The sequence below is a fragment of the Vibrio sp. Isolate23 genome, from assembly GCF_022398095.1.
In the GTDB taxonomy this organism is placed as follows: domain Bacteria; phylum Pseudomonadota; class Gammaproteobacteria; order Enterobacterales; family Vibrionaceae; genus Vibrio; species Vibrio coralliilyticus_A.
Genome location: NZ_JAKEUV010000008.1, coordinates 127,566 through 150,980, shown reverse-complemented (window position 1 = coordinate 150,980; position 23,415 = coordinate 127,566). Strand labels below are relative to the sequence as shown.

General features: G+C 45.2%; 19 protein-coding genes. 17 read left to right on the top strand and 2 right to left on the bottom strand.

Translation table 11 applies throughout. The features are described 5' to 3' along the window. Nucleotides 1-25 precede the first annotated feature (25 nt). Nucleotides 26-2,647, bottom strand: coding sequence for a bifunctional uridylyltransferase/uridylyl-removing protein GlnD (glnD, locus tag L1D31_RS17850; protein ID WP_239838409.1), 2,622 nt, complete (start codon nucleotides 2,645-2,647; stop codon nucleotides 26-28). Nucleotides 2,648-2,757: 110 nt separating this feature from the next. Then, on the bottom strand, nucleotides 2,758-3,636 hold the full coding sequence (gene map, locus L1D31_RS17845; protein WP_239838408.1) for a type I methionyl aminopeptidase: 879 nt from the start codon (nucleotides 3,634-3,636) through the stop codon (nucleotides 2,758-2,760). Between the two features lie 361 nt (nucleotides 3,637-3,997). Here map and rpsB point away from each other — a divergent pair, with 361 nt between their 5' ends. The 17 genes from rpsB (at nucleotide 3,998) to accA (ending at nucleotide 23,403) form a co-directional block, all read left to right on the top strand. Then, complete coding sequence (rpsB, locus tag L1D31_RS17840; RefSeq protein WP_239838407.1) at nucleotides 3,998-4,726, top strand: 30S ribosomal protein S2; 729 nt, start codon at nucleotides 3,998-4,000, stop codon at nucleotides 4,724-4,726. A gap of 131 nt (nucleotides 4,727-4,857) precedes the next feature. Next, entirely contained in the window at nucleotides 4,858-5,700 is an 843-nt protein-coding gene (tsf, locus tag L1D31_RS17835; protein ID WP_006957911.1) for a translation elongation factor Ts, read from the top strand. Nucleotides 5,701-5,876: 176 nt separating this feature from the next. Then, the gene (gene pyrH / locus L1D31_RS17830) at nucleotides 5,877-6,608 is read left to right on the top strand and encodes a UMP kinase (protein WP_239838406.1); all 732 of its coding nucleotides are present in this window, start codon (nucleotides 5,877-5,879) and stop codon (nucleotides 6,606-6,608) included. 101 nt (nucleotides 6,609-6,709) lie between these two features. After that, nucleotides 6,710-7,267: a ribosome recycling factor gene (gene frr / locus L1D31_RS17825; protein WP_239838405.1), complete on the top strand. Its 558-nt coding sequence runs from the start codon at nucleotides 6,710-6,712 to the stop codon at nucleotides 7,265-7,267. A gap of 96 nt (nucleotides 7,268-7,363) precedes the next feature. Continuing rightward, the gene (locus tag L1D31_RS17820; RefSeq protein WP_239838404.1) at nucleotides 7,364-8,119 is read left to right on the top strand and encodes an isoprenyl transferase; all 756 of its coding nucleotides are present in this window, start codon (nucleotides 7,364-7,366) and stop codon (nucleotides 8,117-8,119) included. A gap of 11 nt (nucleotides 8,120-8,130) precedes the next feature. Beyond that, nucleotides 8,131-8,973, top strand: coding sequence for a phosphatidate cytidylyltransferase (locus tag L1D31_RS17815; protein ID WP_239838403.1), 843 nt, complete (start codon nucleotides 8,131-8,133; stop codon nucleotides 8,971-8,973). Nucleotides 8,974-9,021: 48 nt separating this feature from the next. Continuing rightward, nucleotides 9,022-10,230, top strand: a complete 1,209-nt coding sequence (gene ispC / locus L1D31_RS17810; RefSeq protein ID WP_239838402.1) for a 1-deoxy-D-xylulose-5-phosphate reductoisomerase — start codon at nucleotides 9,022-9,024, stop codon at nucleotides 10,228-10,230. Continuing rightward, nucleotides 10,227-11,585 (top strand): sigma E protease regulator RseP, encoded by a 1,359-nt coding sequence (gene rseP / locus L1D31_RS17805; RefSeq protein WP_239838401.1) that lies wholly within the window; start codon nucleotides 10,227-10,229, stop codon nucleotides 11,583-11,585. The genes ispC and rseP overlap by 4 nt, the downstream gene beginning before the upstream one ends. Before the next feature lie 38 nt (nucleotides 11,586-11,623). After that, nucleotides 11,624-14,026 (top strand): outer membrane protein assembly factor BamA, encoded by a 2,403-nt coding sequence (gene bamA, locus L1D31_RS17800; protein ID WP_239838400.1) that lies wholly within the window; start codon nucleotides 11,624-11,626, stop codon nucleotides 14,024-14,026. Between the two features lie 30 nt (nucleotides 14,027-14,056). Then, nucleotides 14,057-14,557: an OmpH family outer membrane protein gene (locus tag L1D31_RS17795; RefSeq protein ID WP_239838454.1), complete on the top strand. Its 501-nt coding sequence runs from the start codon at nucleotides 14,057-14,059 to the stop codon at nucleotides 14,555-14,557. 6 nt (nucleotides 14,558-14,563) lie between these two features. After that, entirely contained in the window at nucleotides 14,564-15,595 is a 1,032-nt protein-coding gene (lpxD, locus tag L1D31_RS17790; protein ID WP_239838399.1) for a UDP-3-O-(3-hydroxymyristoyl)glucosamine N-acyltransferase, read from the top strand. Nucleotides 15,596-15,753: 158 nt separating this feature from the next. Beyond that, complete coding sequence (gene fabZ, locus L1D31_RS17785; protein WP_239838398.1) at nucleotides 15,754-16,206, top strand: 3-hydroxyacyl-ACP dehydratase FabZ; 453 nt, start codon at nucleotides 15,754-15,756, stop codon at nucleotides 16,204-16,206. A 1-nt stretch (nucleotide 16,207) separates the two neighbouring features. Next, nucleotides 16,208-16,996, top strand: a complete 789-nt coding sequence (gene lpxA, locus L1D31_RS17780) for an acyl-ACP--UDP-N-acetylglucosamine O-acyltransferase (protein ID WP_239838397.1) — start codon at nucleotides 16,208-16,210, stop codon at nucleotides 16,994-16,996. A gap of 70 nt (nucleotides 16,997-17,066) precedes the next feature. Next, the gene (gene lpxB / locus L1D31_RS17775) at nucleotides 17,067-18,212 is read left to right on the top strand and encodes a lipid-A-disaccharide synthase (protein ID WP_239838396.1); all 1,146 of its coding nucleotides are present in this window, start codon (nucleotides 17,067-17,069) and stop codon (nucleotides 18,210-18,212) included. A gap of 5 nt (nucleotides 18,213-18,217) precedes the next feature. Beyond that, the gene (gene rnhB / locus L1D31_RS17770; protein ID WP_239838395.1) at nucleotides 18,218-18,835 is read left to right on the top strand and encodes a ribonuclease HII; all 618 of its coding nucleotides are present in this window, start codon (nucleotides 18,218-18,220) and stop codon (nucleotides 18,833-18,835) included. Between the two features lie 90 nt (nucleotides 18,836-18,925). Then, nucleotides 18,926-22,405 carry a DNA polymerase III subunit alpha gene (gene dnaE / locus L1D31_RS17765; RefSeq protein WP_239838394.1) on the top strand — a complete coding sequence of 1,160 codons (3,480 nt, stop codon included), beginning with the start codon at nucleotides 18,926-18,928 and terminating at the stop codon, nucleotides 22,403-22,405. A gap of 38 nt (nucleotides 22,406-22,443) precedes the next feature. Then, on the top strand, nucleotides 22,444-23,403 hold the full coding sequence (accA, locus tag L1D31_RS17760) for an acetyl-CoA carboxylase carboxyl transferase subunit alpha (RefSeq protein WP_239838393.1): 960 nt from the start codon (nucleotides 22,444-22,446) through the stop codon (nucleotides 23,401-23,403). Nucleotides 23,404-23,415: the final 12 nt, after the last annotated feature.

Sequence of the window (23,415 nt, the reverse complement as noted above, 5' to 3'; positions counted from 1 at the left end):
CCTGTGCAACTTGTGGGCAAGATCGCTAAGGGGCGAGCTCTGCCACATTCGCGATTAGGCTTTCTCTCAATTGGGCTTCTTGCTCTTCAGTCAGTTTTCCGCCTTGTTCACTGGTAATAATAAATAAGTCTTCCGCTCGTTCGCCGATAGTCGTGATTTTGGCGGCGTGGAGGTGAAGGGAGAGGTCAGCAAAGGTCGCTCCTACCGTGGCGAGCAATCCGGGGGTATCTAAGGCGACAAACTCCATTAATGTGCGTTTTTTGCTTTTTGTTGGCAGAAAATCTACGCACGTTTTTACCTTAAAGTGCTGTAAGTTCCTTGGTACGCGGCGGGTTTTTATCTTGGTTGGGCGCCCGTCTTGCAGTACGTGCATTAAGTGCTTAATGACTGCTTTGTGTCGGTTCTCATCAATTACTTGTCCATGTTGGTCCAAGACCATAAAGGTGTCCAGAACATAGCCATCTTTACTGGTCATTACCTGTGCATCGTGCACATTAAAATTTCTCCTATCTAGCTCAGCGACCACGGTTGCAAACAGAGCATGTTGATCACGGCTGTAGACAAACACTTCTGTTCCCCCACGAGTGGCTTTCTTGGAAATCAGTATTAGAGGTTTGGAGTGGTCGTCATGGCGAAGTAGATGAGTACAGTGCCAAGCAATTTGCTTGTGGGTATGACGAAGGAAGTAATCCGCTTTGAAGCGTTGCCATAGCACTTCTATTTCACGTGCGTTAAAGCCTTCTTTGCGTAGCAAAGCGGAGGCCAGTTGCTGGTTATGGCGGATTCGTTCCCGAACGTCGACAGGGTTCTCTAGGCCTCTGCGAAGTGCTCTTTGCGTCGAATAAAACAGCTCAGCTAAAAGCGTTCGTTTCCAACTGTTCCACAATTCGGGGTTGGTTGCGCAAATATCGGCTACTGTTAAGCAAACCAAGTATTCAAGATACTCTTCGTCACGCACCTTTTTGGCAAAATCAGTAATGACTTCTGGATCATAAATATCACGGCGCTGTGCTGTCACTGACATCAATAGGTGATGTCTCACTAGCCAAGCAACTAACTTGGCTTCTGGTTTGGACAGGCCGTGCTCGATGCAGAAATCGTACGCTTCGCTTTCGCCTATAACTGAATGGTCACCACCACGCCCTTTACCGATATCATGAAAAATGGCGGCGATGATCAGTAGTTCTTTCTTCTGAATTCGTGGGTAGACTTCACAGCATATAGGGTGCTTATCGTAATTATCCGGGTTGGCAAAAGTGTTGATGTGTTTTAGTAGCCTCACACTGTGTTCATCAACGGTGTACACATGAAACAAATCAAACTGCATTTGACCGACGATCTGGCTCCATTGCGGGAGATAAGCGGCAAGAACCCCGAGCTTATGCATCAAGCTAAACGCTTTATGTAGCGCGTTTGGATGTCGACAAAGTTCAATAAAGGTTTCTCGTGCTTCTGGAATCGTATGGAGGAATTTATTGAGGCGTCGTCGTGCCGTACGCAATTGGCGAAGAGTCGGTGGAGCGACCCCTTCGATGCTTGAATCATTGGCAATGTGCAGGAACATATCAAGAATGGTTTCTGGGCGAGCTTGAAACAACGCGGGTTTGCGGGCTTCGATCAAGTGCCCGCGACGTTGAAAGTCATCGCTGAGAATTTCGGGTTCACTTTCGATGCCATTGTTGAGAATCGCTTGATCAAATAGCTTGAGTAGCATTTTATTCAGTTCTGCCACACGCCTCAGTGTGCGGTAGAACTCTTTCATCATCATTTCGACCCCGCGGTTTCCTTCGCCTTCAAAGCCAAGGCATTCCGCGACCTGAGCCTGATGAGCAAAAGTCAGCCGATTGTCATATCTTTTTAGCTGCAAATGGAGCGCAAAACGTACTCGCCATAAATAATCCTGACACTCGACGAGCTCTCGATATTCCGCATCGGTTAAAAAACCATATTTGCTCATTTCTAGCAAAGAGGTAGCACCGAAGTGGCGGCGTGCTACCCAGCTTAGTGTGTGAATATCTCTTAGCCCACCGGGTGTTGATTTGATATCCGGTTCAAGGTTATAAGTCGTGTCATGATATCGAGCATGGCGATCTCGCTGCTCCTGTACTTTGGCTTTATAGAATGTTTCGCTCGGCCAAAAGGAGTCAGAATGCATTTCCAGTTTTAGCTTTTGGAACGTCTCTTCACAGCCGCACAGCAGCCTTGCCTCCTGAAGGTTGGTCGCAACGGTGAGATCGTCCCGTCCAATGGCGGCACACTGCTCGACGGTTCGCACTGCGTGGCCGATTTCTAATTTTAAATCCCATAGTAGAGTAATGAACTCACTGACTTTACTGGCTAGAGCGTCAGACAGGGAGTGTCGAGACACGACTAAGATATCGATATCAGACAGAGGGTGAAGCTCTCCTCTTCCATAACCACCAACGGCAACCAAACTGATATGGGGCATTTCAGAGAAACCAAAGTGTTGCCAGAGTCGATTAAGGAGTAAGTCTATATAGTCAGAGCGACCTAAGACGAGATCCGTTACTGGATGGTGATTGAGAAACTCTTGTTTCTGGTAGAGGTAAAACTGCTCAAGTTGAGACTTGAGTTCATTAATTGAAATCTGCTCATCAGCAAATGTCAAAGGAGACTGAAAGGGCATACTGCAAATCCGTGCGAAACATCCATTAGATACCAATCTAACAAAATGAGGCAGATAAAAAAATATCCCCAATGATGTGGGGATATTTTATCGAACTCAGCGGGGTAAACTTAAACGTTGTTCATCATACGTGGAATTGTGTCATCACTGCGCAGCGTCATCACTTCACAGCCAGTTTTAGTCACTAAAATGGTGTGCTCGTACTGGGCTGATTTTTTACCGTCCCCAGTGTACACAGTCCAGTCATCCTCCGCATCAACCGTCACGCCAAACTTACCAGCGTTGATCATAGGTTCGATGGTGAAACACATCCCTTCTTTTAGTACGCGGCGATCGTTGTTTTTGTAATGAACTATCTGTGGCTCTTCATGGAACTCACTGCCAATACCGTGACCGCAGAAGTCTTTGACGATCGAGAACTTATTCCGTGGGTTCTTTTTGTTGTTTTCTTTAATGTATTTCTCTATCGCTGTACCGATATCACCAACCGTAGCCCCTGGCTTCACCTTACGCATACCGACATAGAGCGCTTCCTGAGTCACCATACACAAGCGCTTATCCGCTGGAGATACATCACCAACGAAGAACATTTTAGAAGTGTCGCCGTGATAACCTTGTGGGCGTACGCTGAGGTCGGCATTGTCATCATTAGGTATGATTACAGTGATATCGACGTTGATGATATCGCCGTTTTTAAGGACAGCAGGTTTGGGCTGGCCATTACTGCCAATTTCATCTTGCGATGCAGGGATACCATGACACACAATATGGTTGATAGATGTGCAAATTGACTTTGGGAATCCATGATAATCAAGTGGTGCGGAATAGGCGCCTTTTTCAATCCCGTAGTCGTGACAAATTTGGTTGAGCTCATCCGTTGTAACCCCTTCTTTAATATGGGGTTCGATCATTTCAAGGATCTCTGCGGCTAACGCGCCTGCGATACGCATACGTTCGATTTCTTCAGCGGTTTTAATCTTGATTGACATCGGCTTTCTCTATTTCATTCGGTAGCACTCTTTGGTGCGAATGGGCGCATTCTAGCAGGAACCGTACATAATGAGAATGATTCTTCATGTAACTCTATACGCAAGTAGGCACTGAGATAGCCAGTCTGTGTAATGAATAATCGTTTTTTACTAGCCATGAAGGGCAAAAATATGGTATAAAGCGCGCCGGAAATGTGGTCTGTTCTCTCTGCTTGGTGAAACCTCGCGGCGAAGCTGACGACTTCCAATTAACTTATATCTTTAAATCACACACATTCCGTCACATATTCCGGGGTGCTGGGCAGAAGCCTAGTCGGAGTTATGGGGGATGTGGAGGCCTAACCCCATAGAGGATTTTAAAATGGCAACTGTATCAATGCGCGATATGCTTAAAGCTGGTGTTCACTTCGGTCACCAGACTCGTTACTGGAACCCAAAAATGAAGCCATTCATCTTTGGTGCTCGTAACAAGGTTCATATCATCAACCTAGAAAAAACTGTACCAATGTTCAACGACGCTCTAGCTGAGCTAGCTAAAGTTGGCGAAAAGAAAGGTAAAGTTCTATTTGTAGGTACTAAGCGCGCTGCATCTGAAGCTGTTAAAGAAGCTGCTGTTGCAAGCAACCAGTTCTACGTTAACAACCGCTGGTTAGGCGGTATGCTAACAAACTACAAAACTGTTCGTCAGTCTATCAAGCGTCTAAAAGACCTAGAAGCACAGTCTCAAGACGGTACTTTTGACAAGCTAACTAAGAAAGAAGCTCTAATGCGTACTCGCGAAATGGAGAAGCTAGAGAAATCTCTTGGTGGTATCAAAGATATGGGCGGCCTACCAGACGCTCTATTCGTAATCGACGCTGATCACGAGCACATCGCAGTTAAAGAAGCAAACAACCTAGGTATCCCAGTTTACGCTGTAGTTGATACTAACTCTAACCCAGATGGCGTTGACTTCGTTATCCCTGGTAACGATGACGCAATCCGTGCGGTACAGCTATACCTAAACGCTGCTGCTTCTGCAGTAACTGAAGGTCGTAACAAAGATGTTACTGCAGCTGCTGAAAAAGACGGCTTCGTAGAAGCTGAATAATAGCGGCTCCGCGTCACACTTAGATTATGTGCAATCTAGTTGCAGCATAAACTGAGTTATAGTTATCAGCAGGGGCCGAAAATGTAGGCCCCTGTTTTTTACCAAATCCAGATTAAACTGAGGAATAGAGAATGGCTGTTACTGCTGCTCTAGTTAAAGAACTGCGCGATCGTACTGGCGCAGGCATGATGGAATGTAAGAAAGCGCTAGTTGAAACTAACGGCGACGTTGAACTAGCAATCGAAAACATGCGTAAATCAGGTGCTGCGAAAGCTGCTAAGAAAGCAGGTAACGTTGCGGCTGAAGGTGCAATCATCATCAAAGAAGACAACGGTGTATCAGTTCTTCTTGAAGTTAACTGCCAAACTGACTTCGTTGCTAAAGATGCTAACTTCACTGCATTCGCAGAGAAAGTTGCAGCAGATGCTCTAGCATCTAAAGCTTCTGTTGAAGAGCTAGTAGCTAAATTCGAAGAAGAGCGTGTTGCTCTTGTTGCTAAGATCGGCGAAAACATCAACATCCGTCGCGTTCAGTATGTTGAAGGTGCTGCAATCGCTTCTTACCGTCACGGTGAGAAAATCGGTGTAGTTGTTGCTGGTGAAGGCGACGCTGAAACTCTTAAGCACGTTGCAATGCACGTAGCTGCTTCTCGTCCAGAGTACGTAAACCCAGAAGACGTACCTGCTGACGTAGTAGAAAAAGAGAAAGCTGTTCAAGTAGAAATCGCTATGAACGAAGGTAAACCAGCTGAAATCGCAGAGAAAATGGTTGTTGGCCGCATGAAGAAATTCACAGGCGAAATCTCTCTGACTGGTCAAGCTTTCGTTATGGAACCTAAGAAGTCTGTAGGCGAAATCCTGAAAGAGCGTGGTGCTTCAGTAGCTACATTCGTTCGCCTAGAAGTAGGTGAAGGTATCGATAAAGGTGAAGAAATGAGCTTCGCTGACGAAGTAGCAGCAGCTCAAAAAGGTTAATCCTTAGAGAAGCGCACAAAGTTTAGACCGTAGCCAAGGCTGCGGTCTTTTTACGATTGGCGTCTAAATGATTAATCGTGATGAATGGGCAAGAGAACAGCGTTTTTCACAAAAATAGATGTTTGTCCATTCATGACTGTTAATCAACAACAACTCTCTTTTGGAAGGTAAACTCCATGACTACGAACCCTAAACCAGCGTATCAACGTATTCTGTTAAAACTGAGTGGTGAAGCACTTCAAGGCGAAGAAGGTTTTGGTATTGATCCAGCGATCTTGGATCGTATGGCTCAAGAAGTAAAAGAACTGGTTGAACTGGGCGTTCAGGTAGGTGTGGTTATCGGTGGTGGTAACCTATTCCGTGGTGCAGGACTGGCTGAAGCGGGGATGAACCGTGTTGTTGGTGACCACATGGGTATGTTAGCAACAGTAATGAATGGTTTAGCGATGCGTGATGCTTTGCACCGTGCATACGTAAATGCTCGTGTTATGTCTGCAATCCCACTGAAAGGTGTGTGTGACGATTACAACTGGGCAGATGCCATCCGCGAACTGCGCCAAGGCCGTGTTGTTATCTTCTCAGCAGGTACAGGTAACCCATTCTTCACGACAGATTCAGCTGCATGTCTACGCGGAATTGAAATTGAAGCTGACGTAGTTCTAAAAGCGACAAAAGTTGATGGTGTATTTACGGCTGACCCTGTAGCCAACCCTGACGCAGAGCTGTATGATAAGCTTTCTTACGCAGAAGTTCTTGATAAAGAACTAAAAGTGATGGATTTAGCAGCATTTACACTGGCTCGTGACCACAAAATGCCTATCCGCGTATTCAATATGAACAAACCAGGTGCACTGCGTCGCGTGGTGATGGGTGAAGCAGAAGGTACTCTGATTAGCACTGCTGAATAATTCATTCAACCGTAGTGTGACTAATTCATGCTGCGGCATTGCCTTTTGAAGAATCCTGATTAGGCTTTCTTCTGAAAGAATTGCACATTTAAGGTGATATTGTGATTAACGAAATCAAACAAGACGCTCAAGAGCGCATGGAAAAAAGCGTAGAAGCGCTTAAGAATAACCTTTCTAAAGTACGTACAGGTCGTGCTCACCCGAGTTTACTGTCTGGTATTTCGGTAGAGTACTATGGTGCACCAACGCCTCTGAATCAGGTCGCAAACGTCGTCGCTGAAGATGCTCGTACTTTGGCAATCACAGTATTTGATAAAGAGCTAACGCCTAAAGTGGAAAAAGCGATCATGATGTCTGACCTAGGATTAAACCCTATGTCTGCCGGCACTATTATTCGCGTTCCTCTACCACCGTTAACGGAAGAGCGTCGTAAAGACCTCGTTAAAATCGTTCGTGGTGAAGCTGAAGGTGGCCGTGTTGCGATTCGCAATATCCGTCGTGATGCGAATGGTGAACTTAAAGCACTACTAAAAGATAAAGAGATTTCTGAAGACGAAGATCGTAAAGGTCAGGAGGAGATTCAGAAAATCACTGACGCAGCTGTTAAGCAAGTCGATGAAGTATTAGCGGCAAAAGAAAAAGAGTTGATGGAAGTTTAATTCCATCCAGACTCTGGATACAGAGAACGCTGTGCTCGCAGCACAGCGTTTTTTTATGCTACTCTTTGTCCCCTGCTGGTAATCATAAATCCTTGTATGCAAAACTCTCAACTCTCACCAGAATCACTTCCTAAACACATTGCAATCATCATGGACGGCAACGGCCGATGGGCAAAAGCTCAGGGTAAACCGCGTGTCTTTGGTCATAAAAATGGTGTTGCTGCGGTTAGAAAAACCATTTCAACGTCTGCTAAATTGGGTATCAAGGCTGTCACTCTCTTTGCTTTTAGTAGTGAAAATTGGCGTCGACCTGAAGAGGAGGTTGGTGTTTTGATGGAGCTGTTCATTACGGTTCTATCGACAGAAGTGAAAAAGCTGCACAAAAACAATTTACGTTTACGTGTGATTGGCGACAAGAGCCGCTTTAATGAACGCCTACAGAAGAAGATAGCTCAAGCAGAAGCACTCACTGCCGGTAATAGTGGCATGGTGATCAATATTGCTGCGAACTACGGTGGCAAGTGGGACATTGTAGAGGCAACGAAAGAGATTGCTGCTAAAGTAGCCAACGGTGAGATCAGTGCAAATGAGGTGAATGAAGAGTTGGTTACTCAGCATTTAACGATGTCAGATTTGCCAGAAGTTGACTTGTTGATTAGAACCAGCGGTGAATGCCGTATTAGTAATTTTATGTTGTGGCAAATGGCTTATGCTGAAATGTACTTCACGCCAATTTACTGGCCTGAGTTCGATGAAAACAGCTTGATTGAAGCAGTGACTTGGTTTGTTAATCGAGAAAGACGATTTGGTTGCACCGGTGAACAAATCAAGGCATTGATGGAAAGCGATTAAAGGAATCAAGTTTGAAACAAAGAATTATAACCGCGCTTATCCTTGCTCCTTTAGTGATACTCGGCATTTTTGAATTATCGCTACCACTATTCATGCTCGCGATTGCTGCAGTGACAGCCATTGGTTATTGGGAATGGACTCAATTTGTCGAGTATAAAACACGTATAATGGCGTTAATTCCAAGCGTCGTAGTAAGTGTCGCCACTTTAATAGTGATTCCGTTTGATGCTCTAAGCTTAAATGCGGTAACGGAAAGCCACTTAATAGTGTTATTAATAGGCGGTTTATGGTGGGTTGCATCCAGCGGCTTAGCCATCACTTACCCCAATTCGGCCAAATTTTGGCAAAACTCGAACTTACTTCGCCATCTTTTTGGTATTTTGACACTACTGCCCTTTTTTTGGAGTGTATTGCTACTGCGTGCCGAAGGCATCCACCAAGATACATACCATGGCGCTAAGTTGGTTCTATTTGTGTGTTTTATTGTCTGGGCAGCAGATAGCGGTGCTTATTTCGCAGGAAAGAGCTTCGGCAAACGTAAAATGGCGCCTCATGTCAGCCCGAACAAGACCATTGAAGGTTTGGTTGGCGGTGTTGTGACCGCTATTATTGTTGCCTGGGCGACGGCTAACTGGTTTGAGATTGAATTTAGTAGCCCCATTGCGATGATTATGATCACCTTAGTGACGGTGGTGATCTCTGTGCTAGGTGATTTAGTGGAAAGTATGTTCAAGCGTGTTTCTGGCATTAAAGACAGCAGTAATATTATTCCAGGACACGGTGGTGTATTGGATCGCATTGACAGTTTGACCGCGGCTTTCCCGGTCTTTGCTCTTCTTTATTTTGTTTTCTAATTTTAGGCAGATTGAGATCTGCCTCCTTACTTTCACTGGTTTCTTGCTATGCGTAAGCTGACAATTTTAGGTGCAACTGGCTCTATTGGTGACAGCACTTTTAAAGTTATTGAACAGAACCCCGAACAGTTTTCGATTGTTGCGCTTGCAGCAGGGAATAATGTCGAGAAGATGCGCCAACTTTGCCAAAAGTGGCAACCTAAATATGCTGTGATGGCGAGCGATAGTGCGGCCATGAAGCTTAAAGGCCAACTGCAAGAGCTTAAACTTTCAACTGAAGTGTTAGCGGGCCAAGAAGCGATGATGCACATTTCGTCGTTTGATGAAGTCGACACGGTTATGGCCGCGATTGTCGGTGCGGCCGGGCTATTACCGACGATGGCGGCAGTGAAAGCGGGCAAACGCGTATTACTCGCTAACAAAGAAGCTTTGGTCATGTCTGGGCAGTTGTTCATCGATGCTGTAAACACTCATGGTGCTGAACTGATGCCAGTAGATAGTGAGCATAATGCGATTTTCCAGTGCCTCCCCGAGGCGATTCAAACAAATCTTGGCAGCTGTGATTTAGAAAAGCAGGGCATCCAGCATATTCTCTTGACTGGCTCTGGTGGTCCTTTTCGTTACAGTGATGTGAGTACCTTGTCATCTGTCACTCCAGAACAAGCTATCGCTCACCCTAATTGGTCAATGGGGCCAAAGATCTCCGTTGATTCTGCAACCATGATGAATAAAGGATTGGAGTATATTGAGGCGAAATGGCTGTTTAATGCCCGTCGTGAACAACTTAAAGTGTTGATTCATCCGCAATCTGTGATTCACTCTATGGTGCAATACAAAGATGGCTCTTTATTAGCTCAGATGGGTGAACCCGATATGGCCACACCTATTGCACTCACGTTGTCTTACCCTGAAAGGGTTTCCGCGGGTGTCGCGCCTTTGGACTTCACAAAAATTGCTGAGCTGACGTTTCTTGAGCCCGATTTTAGTCGTTATCCTTGCCTTAAACTTGCGATTGATGCTTGTTATGAAGGGCAGCATGCTACAACGGCTCTCAATGCTGCAAATGAAATTGCGGTAGAAGTTTTCCTTTCACACCATCTTAAATTCACCGATATTGCAGTGGTGAATGAACGAGTAGCAAATCACGTGTGCTCTAAGAATCGCCAATCTGATTGTGATAACTTGGAAAGCATCTTAGAGCTGGATAAAATGGCGCGAGATTTGGCTATTGAAACCATTAAAGAGCGTACACTATGACTGGGATTTTGTGGAACTTCGCCTCGTTTATCATTGCATTAGGCATTTTAGTTGCCGTGCATGAATTCGGCCATTTCTGGGTTGCACGTCGCTGTGGCGTTAAAGTAGAAAAGTTTTCTATTGGTTTCGGTAAGTCAATTTGGAGCAAGATTGGCAAAGACGGTACTGAGTATAGCATTTCAATTATTCCATTAGGCGGTTACGTCAAAATGCTTGATGGGCGAGTTGATGACGTGCCAGAAGGACAAAAAAAACAGGCGTTTGATACTCAGCCTTTGTGGAAGCGAACTTCTATCGTTGCTGCTGGACCAGCCTTTAACTTTTTCTTTGCCGTGTTTGCTTACTGGTTGGTCTTCATGATTGGTGTGCCGGCAGTTAAGCCTGTGGTTGGTCAGGTTGAGCCTCATTCCATCGCTGCCGAAGCGGGTTTAGAGTCTGGCATGGAACTAAAAGCAGTCTCTGGCGTCAAAACTCCGGATTGGGAATCGGTTAACATGGGATTAATTGCTCACATCGGTGATGAGCAATTAACGATGACAGTCACGCCAGCCGATGGTATTGGGGTTGAAGAAGTGCGGACCTTTGACCTATCTACTTGGAACTTTGATCCAGAAAACGAGTCTGCTATGTCAGCACTGGGTTTTAAGCCTTTTACTCCTGAAATCTCAACCACATTAGCGACGGTTTCTGAAGGGGGAGCAGGCGAAGTGGCAGGCTTACAAGCTGGAGATAAGTTGATTGCAGCTAACGGCAAACCAATCACCAGTTGGCAGCAAGTGGTTGATCTTATCCAAGGGCATCCGAATCAAGTGGTTGACTTGCAAATTGATCGAGCAGGTGTGACACAAAACCTGACTCTTATTCCTGATAGCCGTGAGCTTGCAGATAAGCGAGCGATAGGATTTGCAGGAATCGCTCCTGAAGTCGCAGAATGGCCTGAAAACTATCGCTTCGAACTTCAATTTGGTGTATTTGAGTCAATCGGCAAAGCGATTGAAAAAACCGGACAAATTATTGACCTAACAATCAGCATGTTGAAAAAACTGATTGTAGGGGATGTGGGATTAAACAACTTAAGTGGGCCGATCTCGATTGCAAAAGGCGCAGGAACTACAGCGGATTATGGTTTGGTGTATTTCCTTGGTTTCCTTGCGTTGATCAGTGTTAACTTAGGTATCATAAACCTTGTGCCATTACCTATGTTGGATGGTGGACATTTATTGTTTTTTGCTATTGAGGCAGTGATCAGACGCCCTGTACCTGAACGCATTCAGGAGATGGGGTACCGCGTAGGCGGGGCAATTATTTTCTCTCTAATGGCAGTGGCGATATTTAATGATTTTGCTCGTCTGTAGCTGGGCAAAGGTTGTAGTAAGGAATAACTAAAACAAACATGGCGATGAAAAAAATTCTATTTGCCACGCTACTGGCAACAAGCGTGAGTGCAAATGGTGCCGAAAACTTTGTTGTTGAAGACATTCAAATTGATGGGCTACAGCGTGTTGCACTGGGTGCGGCATTGCTTAAAATGCCAGTACGTATCGGTGATACGGTCGATAGTCAGGATGTATCCGAAATTATTAAGGCTTTGTACGCTTCAGGTAACTTTGAAGACATCAAGGTTTTGCGTGATGGCAATCAGCTGTTGGTTCAGGTCAAAGAGCGACCAACGATTGCAAATATCTCGTTTTCTGGCAATAAGGCGATTAAAGAAGAGCAGCTACAGCAAAACCTCGATGCGTCAGGTGTTCGAGTGGGCGAAGCTCTGGATCGCACCACGCTTTCGAATATTGAGAAAGGCCTCGAAGATTTCTATTACAGCGTTGGTAAGTACAACGCAACGGTAAAGGCGGTTGTCACTCCTCTTCCTCGTAATCGTTCAGACTTAAAGTTTGTTTTCTCTGAAGGTGTCTCGGCGAAAATTCAACAAATTAACTTTATCGGTAACGATGTGTTTACGGATGAAGAGCTACTGAGTCGCTTTAATTTGAATGTCGATGTGGCTTGGTGGAATTTCCTGTCTGATGATAAATACCAGAAGCAAGTCCTTGCTGGTGATATTGAGGCCCTCAAGTCCTATTATTTAGACCGTGGCTACCTTAAATTCAAAGTTGATTCGACACAGGTTGCGATTTCTCCAGACAAGAAAGGTGTTTATATCACCTTAGCCGTTGATGAAGGCCTTCCATACACGGTTAAGGATGTAAAATTCCGCGGTGAATTGATTGGTAAAGAGGCTGAATTTGAGGCTTTAGTACCGTTTGAAAATGGCGATGTTTATAACGGTTCTCAGGTGACGAGCTTAGAAGAGAGTGTGAAACGCGTGCTTGGTGAAGCTGGTTACGCCTATCCTCAAGTTCGTACTATCCCAGAATTCGATGATGAAACTCAGCAGGTTTCTTTAGTGGTTAATGTTGAGGCTGGCCAACGTATTTACGTCCGCGATATTCGCTTTGTCGGTAACAATGCGACTAAAGATGAAGTCTTACGTCGTGAAATGCGTCAAATGGAAGGCAGTTGGCTGAACTCAAAATCGATTGAAACGGGCAAGAATCGATTAAGTCGTCTTGGTTACTTTGAAACCGTCGATGTTCAGACTGTTCGTGTTCCAGGCAGTGAAGACCAAGTTGATCTTGTATACAACGTTAAGGAAGCTAACTCAGGAAGTGTAAACTTCGGTATTGGATACGGCACTGAGTCTGGTGTGAGTTTCCAAGTTGGTTTGCAGCAAGATAACTTCCTAGGCTCTGGCAACCGCGTTGGTATTAGCGCGATGATGAACGATTACCAAAAGAATGTCAGTTTGGATTATCGTGACCCATACTGGAACCTTGATGGTGTCAGCTTAGGTGGTAAGATTTTCTATAACACGTTTGAAGCTTCTGAAGCGGGGATCGTTGACTATACCAATGAAAGTTATGGTACTAGCCTGACGTGGGGTTTCCCGGTTGACGAGTTGAACAGCCTAGAGTTTGGTATTGGCTATACACACAATAAGATTGGTAATGTTCCAACTTATGATCAGGCCCAATTGTTTGCTCAGAGTATTGGCCAGCCAAATGGGGATATTATTACCAACGATTTTGATTTGAATGTTTCTTGGACACGCAATAATCTGAACCGTGGTTTCTTCCCAACGGCCGGTAACTATCAACGTGCATTTGCTAAAGCAACGATTCCAAGCTCTGATGCCCAGTACTTCAAAGTTCAGTATGACGTTCGTCAATATGTACCACTCACTAAAAAGCATGAGTTTACGTTATTGATGCGTGGACGTTTGGGCTACGGTAATGGCTATGGTCAAACGGATGGCAACGATAACTTATTCCCATTCTATGAAAACTACTATGCAGGGGGCTTCACCTCACTGCGTGGTTTCCGCTCTAATTCGGCGGGCCCAAAAGCGGTTTATACGAAGACTTCAGGATCTTGTGGTAACAATGGTTGTGTCGATGCAACAGATGACTCTGTTGGTGGTAATGCGGTTGCGTTAGCCAGTATGGAGCTTATCGTTCCTACGCCATTTGCCTCAGACGAAGCTCGCAGCCAGATTCGAACTAGTTTGTTTGTTGATGCTGCAAGCGTGTGGGATACCGAGTTTGTTTATCGTGAAGGGGTCAATGATCCTTATTACAATGATTACTCAGATCCAACCAACTATCGAGCGTCATACGGTGCTGCTTTGCAGTGGATGTCGCCAATGGGGCCTTTGGTCTTCTCAATAGCTAAACCAATTAAAATCTATGAAGGTGATGACGAAGAATTCTTCACTTTCACTATCGGCAGAACCTTCTAAACATATACAGAGGAATATACAGTGAACAAAATGATTAAAGCGGCTGGATTGAGCCTTGTAGTGATGTCATCTTCTTTCTTCGCGAATGCAGCAGAAGCGGCACAAAAAATTGGCTACATTAATACAGCACAAGTGTTTCAGGCGCTTCCTCAACGTGAAGTAGTACTGCAAAAAATGCAGCAAGAGTTCAAAGATAAAGCTGATGAGCTAAAATCTATCCAAGCTGAAGCGAAAACGAAAATTGAAAAGCTACAGCGTGATGGTGAACTACTTGGCCAAGATGAAGTAGAAAAACTACGTGTTGAAGTTGCTCAGCTTGATAGTAAATACAAAATCAAAGCACAGGCGCTTGAAAAGGCATCAGCACGCCGTGAGAACGAAGAAAAACAGAAGCTATTCAAAGTGATTCAGGATGCAGTAAAGAAAGTGGCTGAAAAAGAAGGCTACGATATCGTTGTTGATATTCAAACCATGCAATATGGCAAACCTGAATATAATATTTCTGAGAAAGTAATTAACGCACTTAAGTAATTGACTATGGCAGCACTCACTTTAGCCGATTTGGCAAACATTACCGGGGGTGAACTGCATGGTGACGCACAAGCTGAGGTCACTATGGTCGCTCCGATGGATAAGGCTCAGAAAGGTCATGTCACTTTTTTGTCTAATCCTAAATACGCCAAGCACCTAGCTGATTGTATGGCTACGGTGGTAATGGTGAAAGAAGCTCAACGTGAGTTATGCTCGGGTAACGTTTTGGTTGTCGATGATCCATATGTTGCTTTTGCGAAAGTGACTCAAGCATTAGATGTTACTCCTGCACCTGCAGAGGGGATATCGCCTTCTGCAGTAATTGCTGATGATGCAGTAATTGGTGTGAATGTCTCTGTTGGTGCTAATGCTGTGATTGAATCTGGTGTGCAGCTAGCCGATAACGTGGTGATTGGTGCCGGCTGTTTCATTGGTAAAAATGCCCAAATTGGCACCAATACTAAGCTTTGGTCAAATGTGAGTATTTATCATGAAGTTATTATTGGTTGTGATTGCTTAATTCAATCGAATACCGTGATTGGTTCTGATGGTTTTGGCTATGCCAACGAAAAAGGTGAATGGATCAAGATTCCACAACTTGGTACGGTTAGAATTGGTAATCGTGTTGAGATTGGCGCTTGTACCACGATCGATCGCGGAGCCTTGGATGATACCGTCATTGAAGATAATGTTATCATTGATAACCAAATACAGATCGCTCACAACGTACACATCGGATATGGTTCAGCTATGGCTGGTGGTACAGTAGTTGCAGGCAGTACTAAGATTGGGAAATATTGCATTATTGGTGGAGCGACTGTCATCAATGGCCATATCGAGATTGCCGATGGTGTGACCATTACCGGAATGGGAATGGTGATGCGAAGCATTGAAGAAAAAGGCATGTATTCTTCAGGTATTCCGCTACAACCGAATAAAGAATGGCGTAAAACTGCCGCGCGTGTTCATCGAATTGATGAGATGAACAAACGCCTCAAAGCAATTGAGAAACAGTTAGCGCAGGAAGACAACGAATAACCCAACTTTTATTAAAAAGACTCGCGATGTGCGGGTCTTTTTTTCTGACTCATTCCGTGGACTCAATAGAACAACGCCCGCTAGCGTGCTTAGCATATTGAGAGGACTTGGGTATAATGCCTGCCAGTTAATTTAGCATTCAATATAGGAATATGACTTTGACTACTGAAAACAAAACGATGAACATCACTGAAATCCAAGAGCTGTTACCGCATCGCTATCCATTTTTGTTGATTGATCGTGTGATTGATTTCCAAGAAGAAAAATACCTAACTGCGATCAAAAACGTTTCAGTGAATGAGCCTCAGTTTACAGGTCATTTCCCTCAACTTCCGGTATTCCCTGGTGTCTTGATCCTTGAGGCGATGGCACAAGCGACGGGGTTACTGGCGTTCAAATCGTTTGGTGCACCTTCTGAAAATGAACTGTATTACTTCGCGAGCGTGGATGGCGCAAAATTCCGCAAACCAGTGACACCAGGCGATCAACTCGTTATTGAAGTAGAATTCATTAAAGAGCGCCGTGGCATTGCTGCATTTAATGGTGTAGCAAAAGTAGACGGTGACGTTGTATGTTCAGCAGAACTTAAGTGTGCTCGTCGAGAGTTTTAATATGATTCATGAAACAGCTCAAGTCCATCCTTCCGCTGTCATTGAAGGTGATGTGCAAATCGCTGCCAACGTGACTGTGGGGCCGTTTACCTACATTTCTGGAAAGATTGAGATAGGTGAAGGCACAGAGGTCATGTCGCATGTGGTGATCAAAGGTCATACTACGATTGGCAAAGACAACCGTATCTTTCCACACGCCGTAATTGGTGAAGAAAACCAAGATAAGAAATATGGCGGTGAAGACACCACGGTGTTGATAGGCGATCGCAATGTGATTCGTGAAGCGGTTCAGATCCATCGTGGAACGGTGCAAGATAAAGCCACCACTGTGATTGGCGATGATAATCTTCTGTGTGTGAATGCACACATTGCTCATGATGTGATAGTCGGCAACCATACCCATGTTGGTAACAACGCCATCTTAGGTGGTCACGTGACTGTGGAAGATCACGCGGGTGTCATGGCGCTTTCGGCTATCCATCCATTCTGTAAAGTCGGTGCTTATAGCTACATTGGTGGCTGTTCTGCAGTAGTCAAAGATGTTCCGCCTTACGTATTGGCACAAGGTAACCATGCTACGCCGTTTGGCTTGAACTTAGTTGGTTTACAGCGTAATGGCTTCGAAAAAAGTGAATTGCGTGCTTTGCGTAACGCTTATAAAGAGTTTTATCGTGCGGGTAAAACTCAAGCTGAAGCGAAAGAAGTATTGTTGGAAATGGCACAGCAATGGCCATCTATCCAGCACTTTATCGACTTTGTTGAAAGTTCAGAGCGTGGTGTTATTCGCTAGGTGTCACTGAATTCAGTCAAAAGATCGCAGCCTTTGGTTGCGGTCTTTTTGTGTTTTTGAGGTTAGGGATATGGACAATAATAAGCCACTTCGAGTCGGAATCATTGCAGGGGAGCTCTCTGGAGATACGTTAGGCGAAGGCTTTATCAAAGCCGTTAAACAGCAATATCCTGATGCAGATTTTGTTGGTATTGGTGGGCCTAAGATGATCGCGCAAGGTTGTGAGTCTTTGTTCGATATGGAAGAGCTGGCGGTAATGGGGCTTGTGGAAGTCTTAGGTAGACTCCCTCGCTTATTGAAAGTCAAAGCCGAGTTGGTTCGTTATTTCACCGAAAACCCACCGGATGTGTTTATCGGTATTGATGCACCAGATTTCAATTTACGACTAGAACTTGACCTTAAAAATGCAGGCATTACAACCGTGCATTATGTCAGCCCGTCAGTATGGGCTTGGCGTCAGAAACGCATTTTTAAGATTGAAGCGGCCACCAATTTGGTGTTGGCTTTTCTGCCATTTGAAAAAGCGTTTTATGATAAATACCAAGTGCCTTGTGAATTTATCGGTCACACTTTGGCTGACGCGATTCCATTAGAGTCTCCCAAAGTACCTGCGCGGGAGTTGCTTGGACTTGAACAAGATAAAAAGTGGTTGGCGGTGTTGCCGGGTAGCCGTGGTAGTGAACTGAATATGTTGGCTGAGCCTTTCATCGAAGCTTGCAAGCGGCTACATCTGAAGCACCCTGAGTTGGGCTTTGTCGTTGCTTTGGTCAATGAAAAGCGTCGAGAACAATTTGAACAAGCATGGCAAACTTTCGCTCCTGAGCTGGATTTTAGATTGGTCAATGATACCGCTCGTAACGTGATAACGGCCTCTGACGCAGTGATGCTAGCTTCAGGGACGGTTGCGCTTGAGTGTATGTTGATCAAACGCCCCATGGTGGTTGGTTACCGTGTCAATGCATTTACCGCTTTTTTAGCACGTAGAATGCTCAAAACTCAATATGTGTCGTTACCGAATATTCTTGCTGATGAGCTGTTAGTCAAAGAGCTGCTACAAGAAGAATGTACGCCGGAAAACCTAGCATCAGAAGTTGAAAAACTGTTAGGTAATCAAGGTGAGTGTATGATCGAGAAATTTACCGAGATGCATCATTGGATTCGTAAAGGTGCCGATGCGCAAGCCGCTAGCGCCGTATTGAAACTAATAGGTAAGTAGTCCTAATGACAAAAGAAAAGAAAGAGTTACCGCCATTTGAGTGCCCTCCTGGGTATCGATTTATTGCAGGTGTAGATGAAGTTGGTCGTGGGCCTCTAGTGGGAGATGTCGTGACCGCCGCGGTTATCTTGGATCCTTTGAACCCGATTGAGGGATTGAATGATTCGAAAAAGTTGACGGAAAAAAAGCGCTTAGCTCTGTTACCCGAAATCAAAGAAAAAGCACTCGCTTGGGCGGTCGGTCGTTGCTCTCCAAGTGAAATCGATCAGCTCAACATTCTACAAGCGACGATGGTCGCAATGCAGAGAGCAATTGAAGGGCTGAATGTAACGCCTGACCTCGCTCTTATCGATGGTAACCGGGTGCCTAATTTGCCTATGGACGCGATTGCGGTGGTGAAAGGGGATATGCGTGTAGCTGAAATTAGCGCCGCTTCGATCATTGCCAAGGTGGTACGCGATCAGGAAATGGAAGACCTAGACAAATTGCATCCAGAATTTGGCTTCGCTAAGCATAAAGGTTATCCGACCAAAGCGCATTTTGAAGCGATTGAGCAATATGGTGTGATTGACCAGCATCGTAAAAGCTTTAAGCCAGTGAAAACGGCATTGGGTATAGATTAGAAACCCTTAGTGTCTGGGGTATATCTAAGTTTTTATATCACGTAAAATACCCCATTATCTCTCCAATTATCCACAATTGCGGAAGCATTCATGTCAGATCCTAAATTTATTCACTTAAAAGTTCACAGTGACTTTTCCATGGTTGACGGCCTATCTAAAGTGCCTCCTTTGGTTAAGAAAGTGGCGGAAATGGGAATGCCGGCCATGGCCCTGACCGATTTCACCAACTTATGTGGGCTAGTGAAGTTTTATGGTACTGCTCATAGTTGCGGGGTAAAGCCGATTATTGGTGCTGACTTCGCAATGCAATCTGCGGAATTTGGCGATGAGCTGACCAAGCTGACTGTCTTGGCAGCTGACAATGAAGGGTATAAAAACCTGACCTTGTTGATTTCTAAAGCTTACTTACGTGGTCATGTTCAGCATCAACCTGTGATTGATAAGCAATGGCTGGCCGAGCTATCCGCAGGGTTGATTGTTTTATCTGGGGGTAAAAATGGTGAGATAGGTAAAGCACTGCTGAAAGGTAATCAGACCATGGCTCATAGCTGTGCTAAGTTCTACCATCAGTATTTTGCTGATCGCTTTTTCCTTGAACTGACGCGAACGGGGCGCGCAGATGAAGAGACCTATCTACATTTTGCTTTAGATTTTGCAGAACAAGCGCAGCTACCTGTCGTGGCCACCAATGATGTCGTGATTCTTGATGAATCGACCTTTGATGCGCATGAAATTCGAGTGGCGATTCATGATGGTTATACATTAGAAGATCCACGCAGGCCGAAAAACTACAGTGCTCAGCAATATCTTCGCAGTGAACAAGAAATGTGTGAATTATTCGCAGATATTCCTGAAGCACTCGAGAACAGTGTTGAAATTGCTAAGCGTTGTAATGTGACCGTTCGACTCGGTGAGTATTTCTTGCCAGCGTTTCCGACAGAGGGAATGGAAGAAACCGAGTTTTTGATCAAAAAGTCACAAGAGGGCCTTGAAGAACGTCTTGAGTTTTTATTCCCAGATCCACAAGTGAGAGCCGAACGTCGCCCTGAGTACGATGAACGCCTTAAGGTTGAGCTGGAAGTCATCAATAATATGGGGTTCCCAGGTTACTTCCTGATCGTAATGGAGTTTATTCAGTGGTCTAAAGATAATGACATTCCCGTTGGTCCGGGGCGTGGTTCGGGTGCGGGTTCATTGGTTGCCTATGCTCTTAAGATCACCGATCTTGACCCTCTAGAATATGACCTTCTTTTCGAACGTTTTCTTAACCCAGAACGTGTTTCCATGCCCGATTTCGACGTCGACTTTTGTATGGATAAACGCGATCAGGTGATCGATCACGTCGCTGAAATGTATGGGCGTGATGCCGTTTCACAGATAATTACTTTTGGTACGATGGCGGCGAAAGCGGTTATTCGTGATGTTGGCCGAGTTCTCGGCCACCCGTTTGGTTTTGTTGACCGTATTTCAAAGCTGGTTCCACCTGATCCGGGAATGACATTAGAAAAGGCGTTTAAAGCAGAGCCGGCATTGGCGGAACTTTACGAAGCTGATGAAGAAGTCAAAGAGCTTATCGATATGTGTCGCATTCTTGAAGGATGTACACGTAATGCGGGTAAGCACGCAGGTGGCGTGGTTATCTCGCCAACTACTATCACTGACTTTGCGCCGATTTATGCCGATGCGGAAGGGCACTTTCCTGTCACCCAATTTGATAAAAATGACGTTGAAACTGCTGGTTTGGTTAAGTTTGACTTTCTTGGTCTTCGCACTCTTACCATCATCGACTGGGCTCTTGGCTTGATCAACCCGCGTCTTGAGAAACAAGGCCAAGCGCCTGTTCGGATTGAATCTATTCCTCTCGATGACGCTGCATCTTTCCGCCTTTTGCAAAACTCAGAGACCACTGCGGTGTTCCAGCTGGAATCTCGTGGGATGAAGGAACTGATCAAGCGCCTGCAACCAGACTGTTTTGAAGACATCATCGCACTGGTGGCATTGTTCCGACCGGGGCCGCTTCAGTCGGGCATGGTTGATAACTTCATCGACCGTAAGCACGGCCGCGAAGCGATTTCTTACCCCGATGAAACTTGGCAACATGAATCCCTCAAAGATACGTTAGATCCCACCTACGGCATCATCTTGTATCAAGAACAGGTGATGCAGATTGCTCAGATCCTCGCTGGCTATACGCTAGGTGGTGCGGACATGCTGCGCCGAGCGATGGGTAAGAAAAAACCTGAAGAAATGGCCAAGCAGCGTGCTGTATTTAAAGAAGGTGCGGTGAACAACGGCGTCGATGGCGAATTGGCGATGAAAATCTTCGATTTGGTGGAGAAGTTTGCTGGTTACGGCTTTAACAAATCTCACTCAGCCGCTTACGCTTTGGTGTCATATCAAACATTATGGCTTAAGACACATTACCCTGCGGAGTTTATGGCAGCCGTTATGACGGCTGATATGGACAACACCGAAAAAGTGGTCGGTTTGGTGGATGAATGTTTCCGCATGAAGCTGAAAGTGTTACCACCGGACATTAATGCGGGCCTTTATCGATTTAATGTCGATGAAAATGGCGCAATTGTTTACGGTATCGGGGCTATCAAAGGGGTCGGAGAAGGTCCAATTGAAGCGATTCTAGAAGCCCGTAACAAAGATGGTTACTTTAAAGACTTGTTTGATTTCTGTGCGCGAATTGATCTCAAAAAAGTCAACAAACGTGTGATCGAAAAATTGATTTACGCTGGCGCCCTTGATCGATTAGGCCCACATCGTGCAGCGATGATGGCATCTCTTGACGATGCCGTTAAAGCGGCCAGTCAATATCACCAAGCGGAGGCGTTTGGTCAAAGTGATTTGTTTGGTGTCTTGACGGAAGCGCCAGAAGAAGTTGAGCATAAATACACCAAGGTTCCCGCGTGGCCAGAAAAAGTTTGGCTGGAAGGAGAACGTGATACACTTGGCTTATATTTGACTGGACACCCAATAAATTCCTATATAAAGGAACTGGTTAAGTACACCAGTTGTCGATTAAAAGACGCGACACCGACAAGGCGCGATCAAAGTGTGACTATTGCTGGTCTGGTGATTGCTGCGCGAGTGATGACGACCAAGCGTGGAACGCGTATTGGTATCATGACACTCGACGATCGCAGCGGACGTATGGAAGTGATGTTGTTCTCTGACGCACTTGAAAGGTATGCTGAGCTGCTCGAACAAGACAAAATTTTGGTCGTTTCTGGACAGGTCAGCTTTGATGATTTCAATGGTGGTCTTAAAATGTCCGCGCGCGAGGTTATGGATCTCGGTACAGCACGTGAAAAATACGCACGTGGCTTATCAGTATCGATTGAAGAATCTCAAATCGACGAACAATTTTTTGAGCGCTTTAGTAAGATACTAGAGCCTTACAAAGCAGGAAGTGTTCCTGTCCACATATACTACCAGCGAAGTGATGCACGAGCGCGCTTAACGTTAGGTACGGAATGGCGTGTGACGCCTAGCGACGAATTAATAGACAATTTGAAACAGCTGCTTGGTAAGAGCCAAGTAGAACTCGAGTTTAACTAAGTTCGGCAGTCGAATGCCGAATCACAAAGGATCTATAGATGAGCCTGAACTTTTTAGAATTTGAAAAGCCTATTGCAGAACTTGAAGCTAAGATCGAAGCACTTCGTGGAGTTTCTCGTCACGGTGGTGATTCTGGCGTTGATCTGGAGAAAGAGATCGAACAGCTAGAAAAGAAAAGCTTGGAACTGAAAAAGAAAACCTTCAGTGACTTAGGCGCATGGGAAACAGCTCAAATGGCTCGTCACCCTTTGCGTCCTTATACACTGGATTATATAGAGCATGTTTTCACTGAGTTTGAAGAACTCGCGGGCGATCGTGCTTATGCTGATGATAAAGCGATTGTTGGGGGGATGGCTCGTCTTGATGGCCGTCCTGTGATGATCATTGGCCATCAAAAAGGCCGTGAAACCAAAGAAAAAGTAAAGCGCAATTTTGGAATGCCAAAACCTGAAGGTTACCGTAAAGCCCTGCGCTTAATGGAAACGGCTGAGCGCTTCAACATGCCAATCATCACTTTCATCGATACTGCAGGTGCATACCCAGGTGTTGGCGCTGAAGAACGTGGTCAGTCGGAAGCGATTGCGAAAAACCTTAAAGTAATGGCTGGTCTAAAAGTGCCTGTTATTTGTAACGTGGTAGGCGAAGGTGGTTCTGGTGGTGCACTAGCTATTGGCGTAGGCGACTACGTGAACATGCTGCAATACTCGACTTATTCTGTTATCTCACCTGAAGGTTGTGCTTCAATCCTTTGGCGTGATTCAGACAAAGCGCCACAAGCGGCAGAAGCAATGGGTCTGATTGCTCCGCGACTAAAAGAACTTGAGTTGATTGATGAAATCATCGAGGAACCGCTAGGTGGTGCGCACCGTGACCACATCCAAATGGCGGCGAACATGAAAGCAACGCTCATTAAGCAGTTGGATGAACTACAGCACTTTGATAATGATGCGCTACTTGAACGCCGTTATCAGCGTCTGATGAGTTACGGTTACTGCTAATTTTAGCAACCC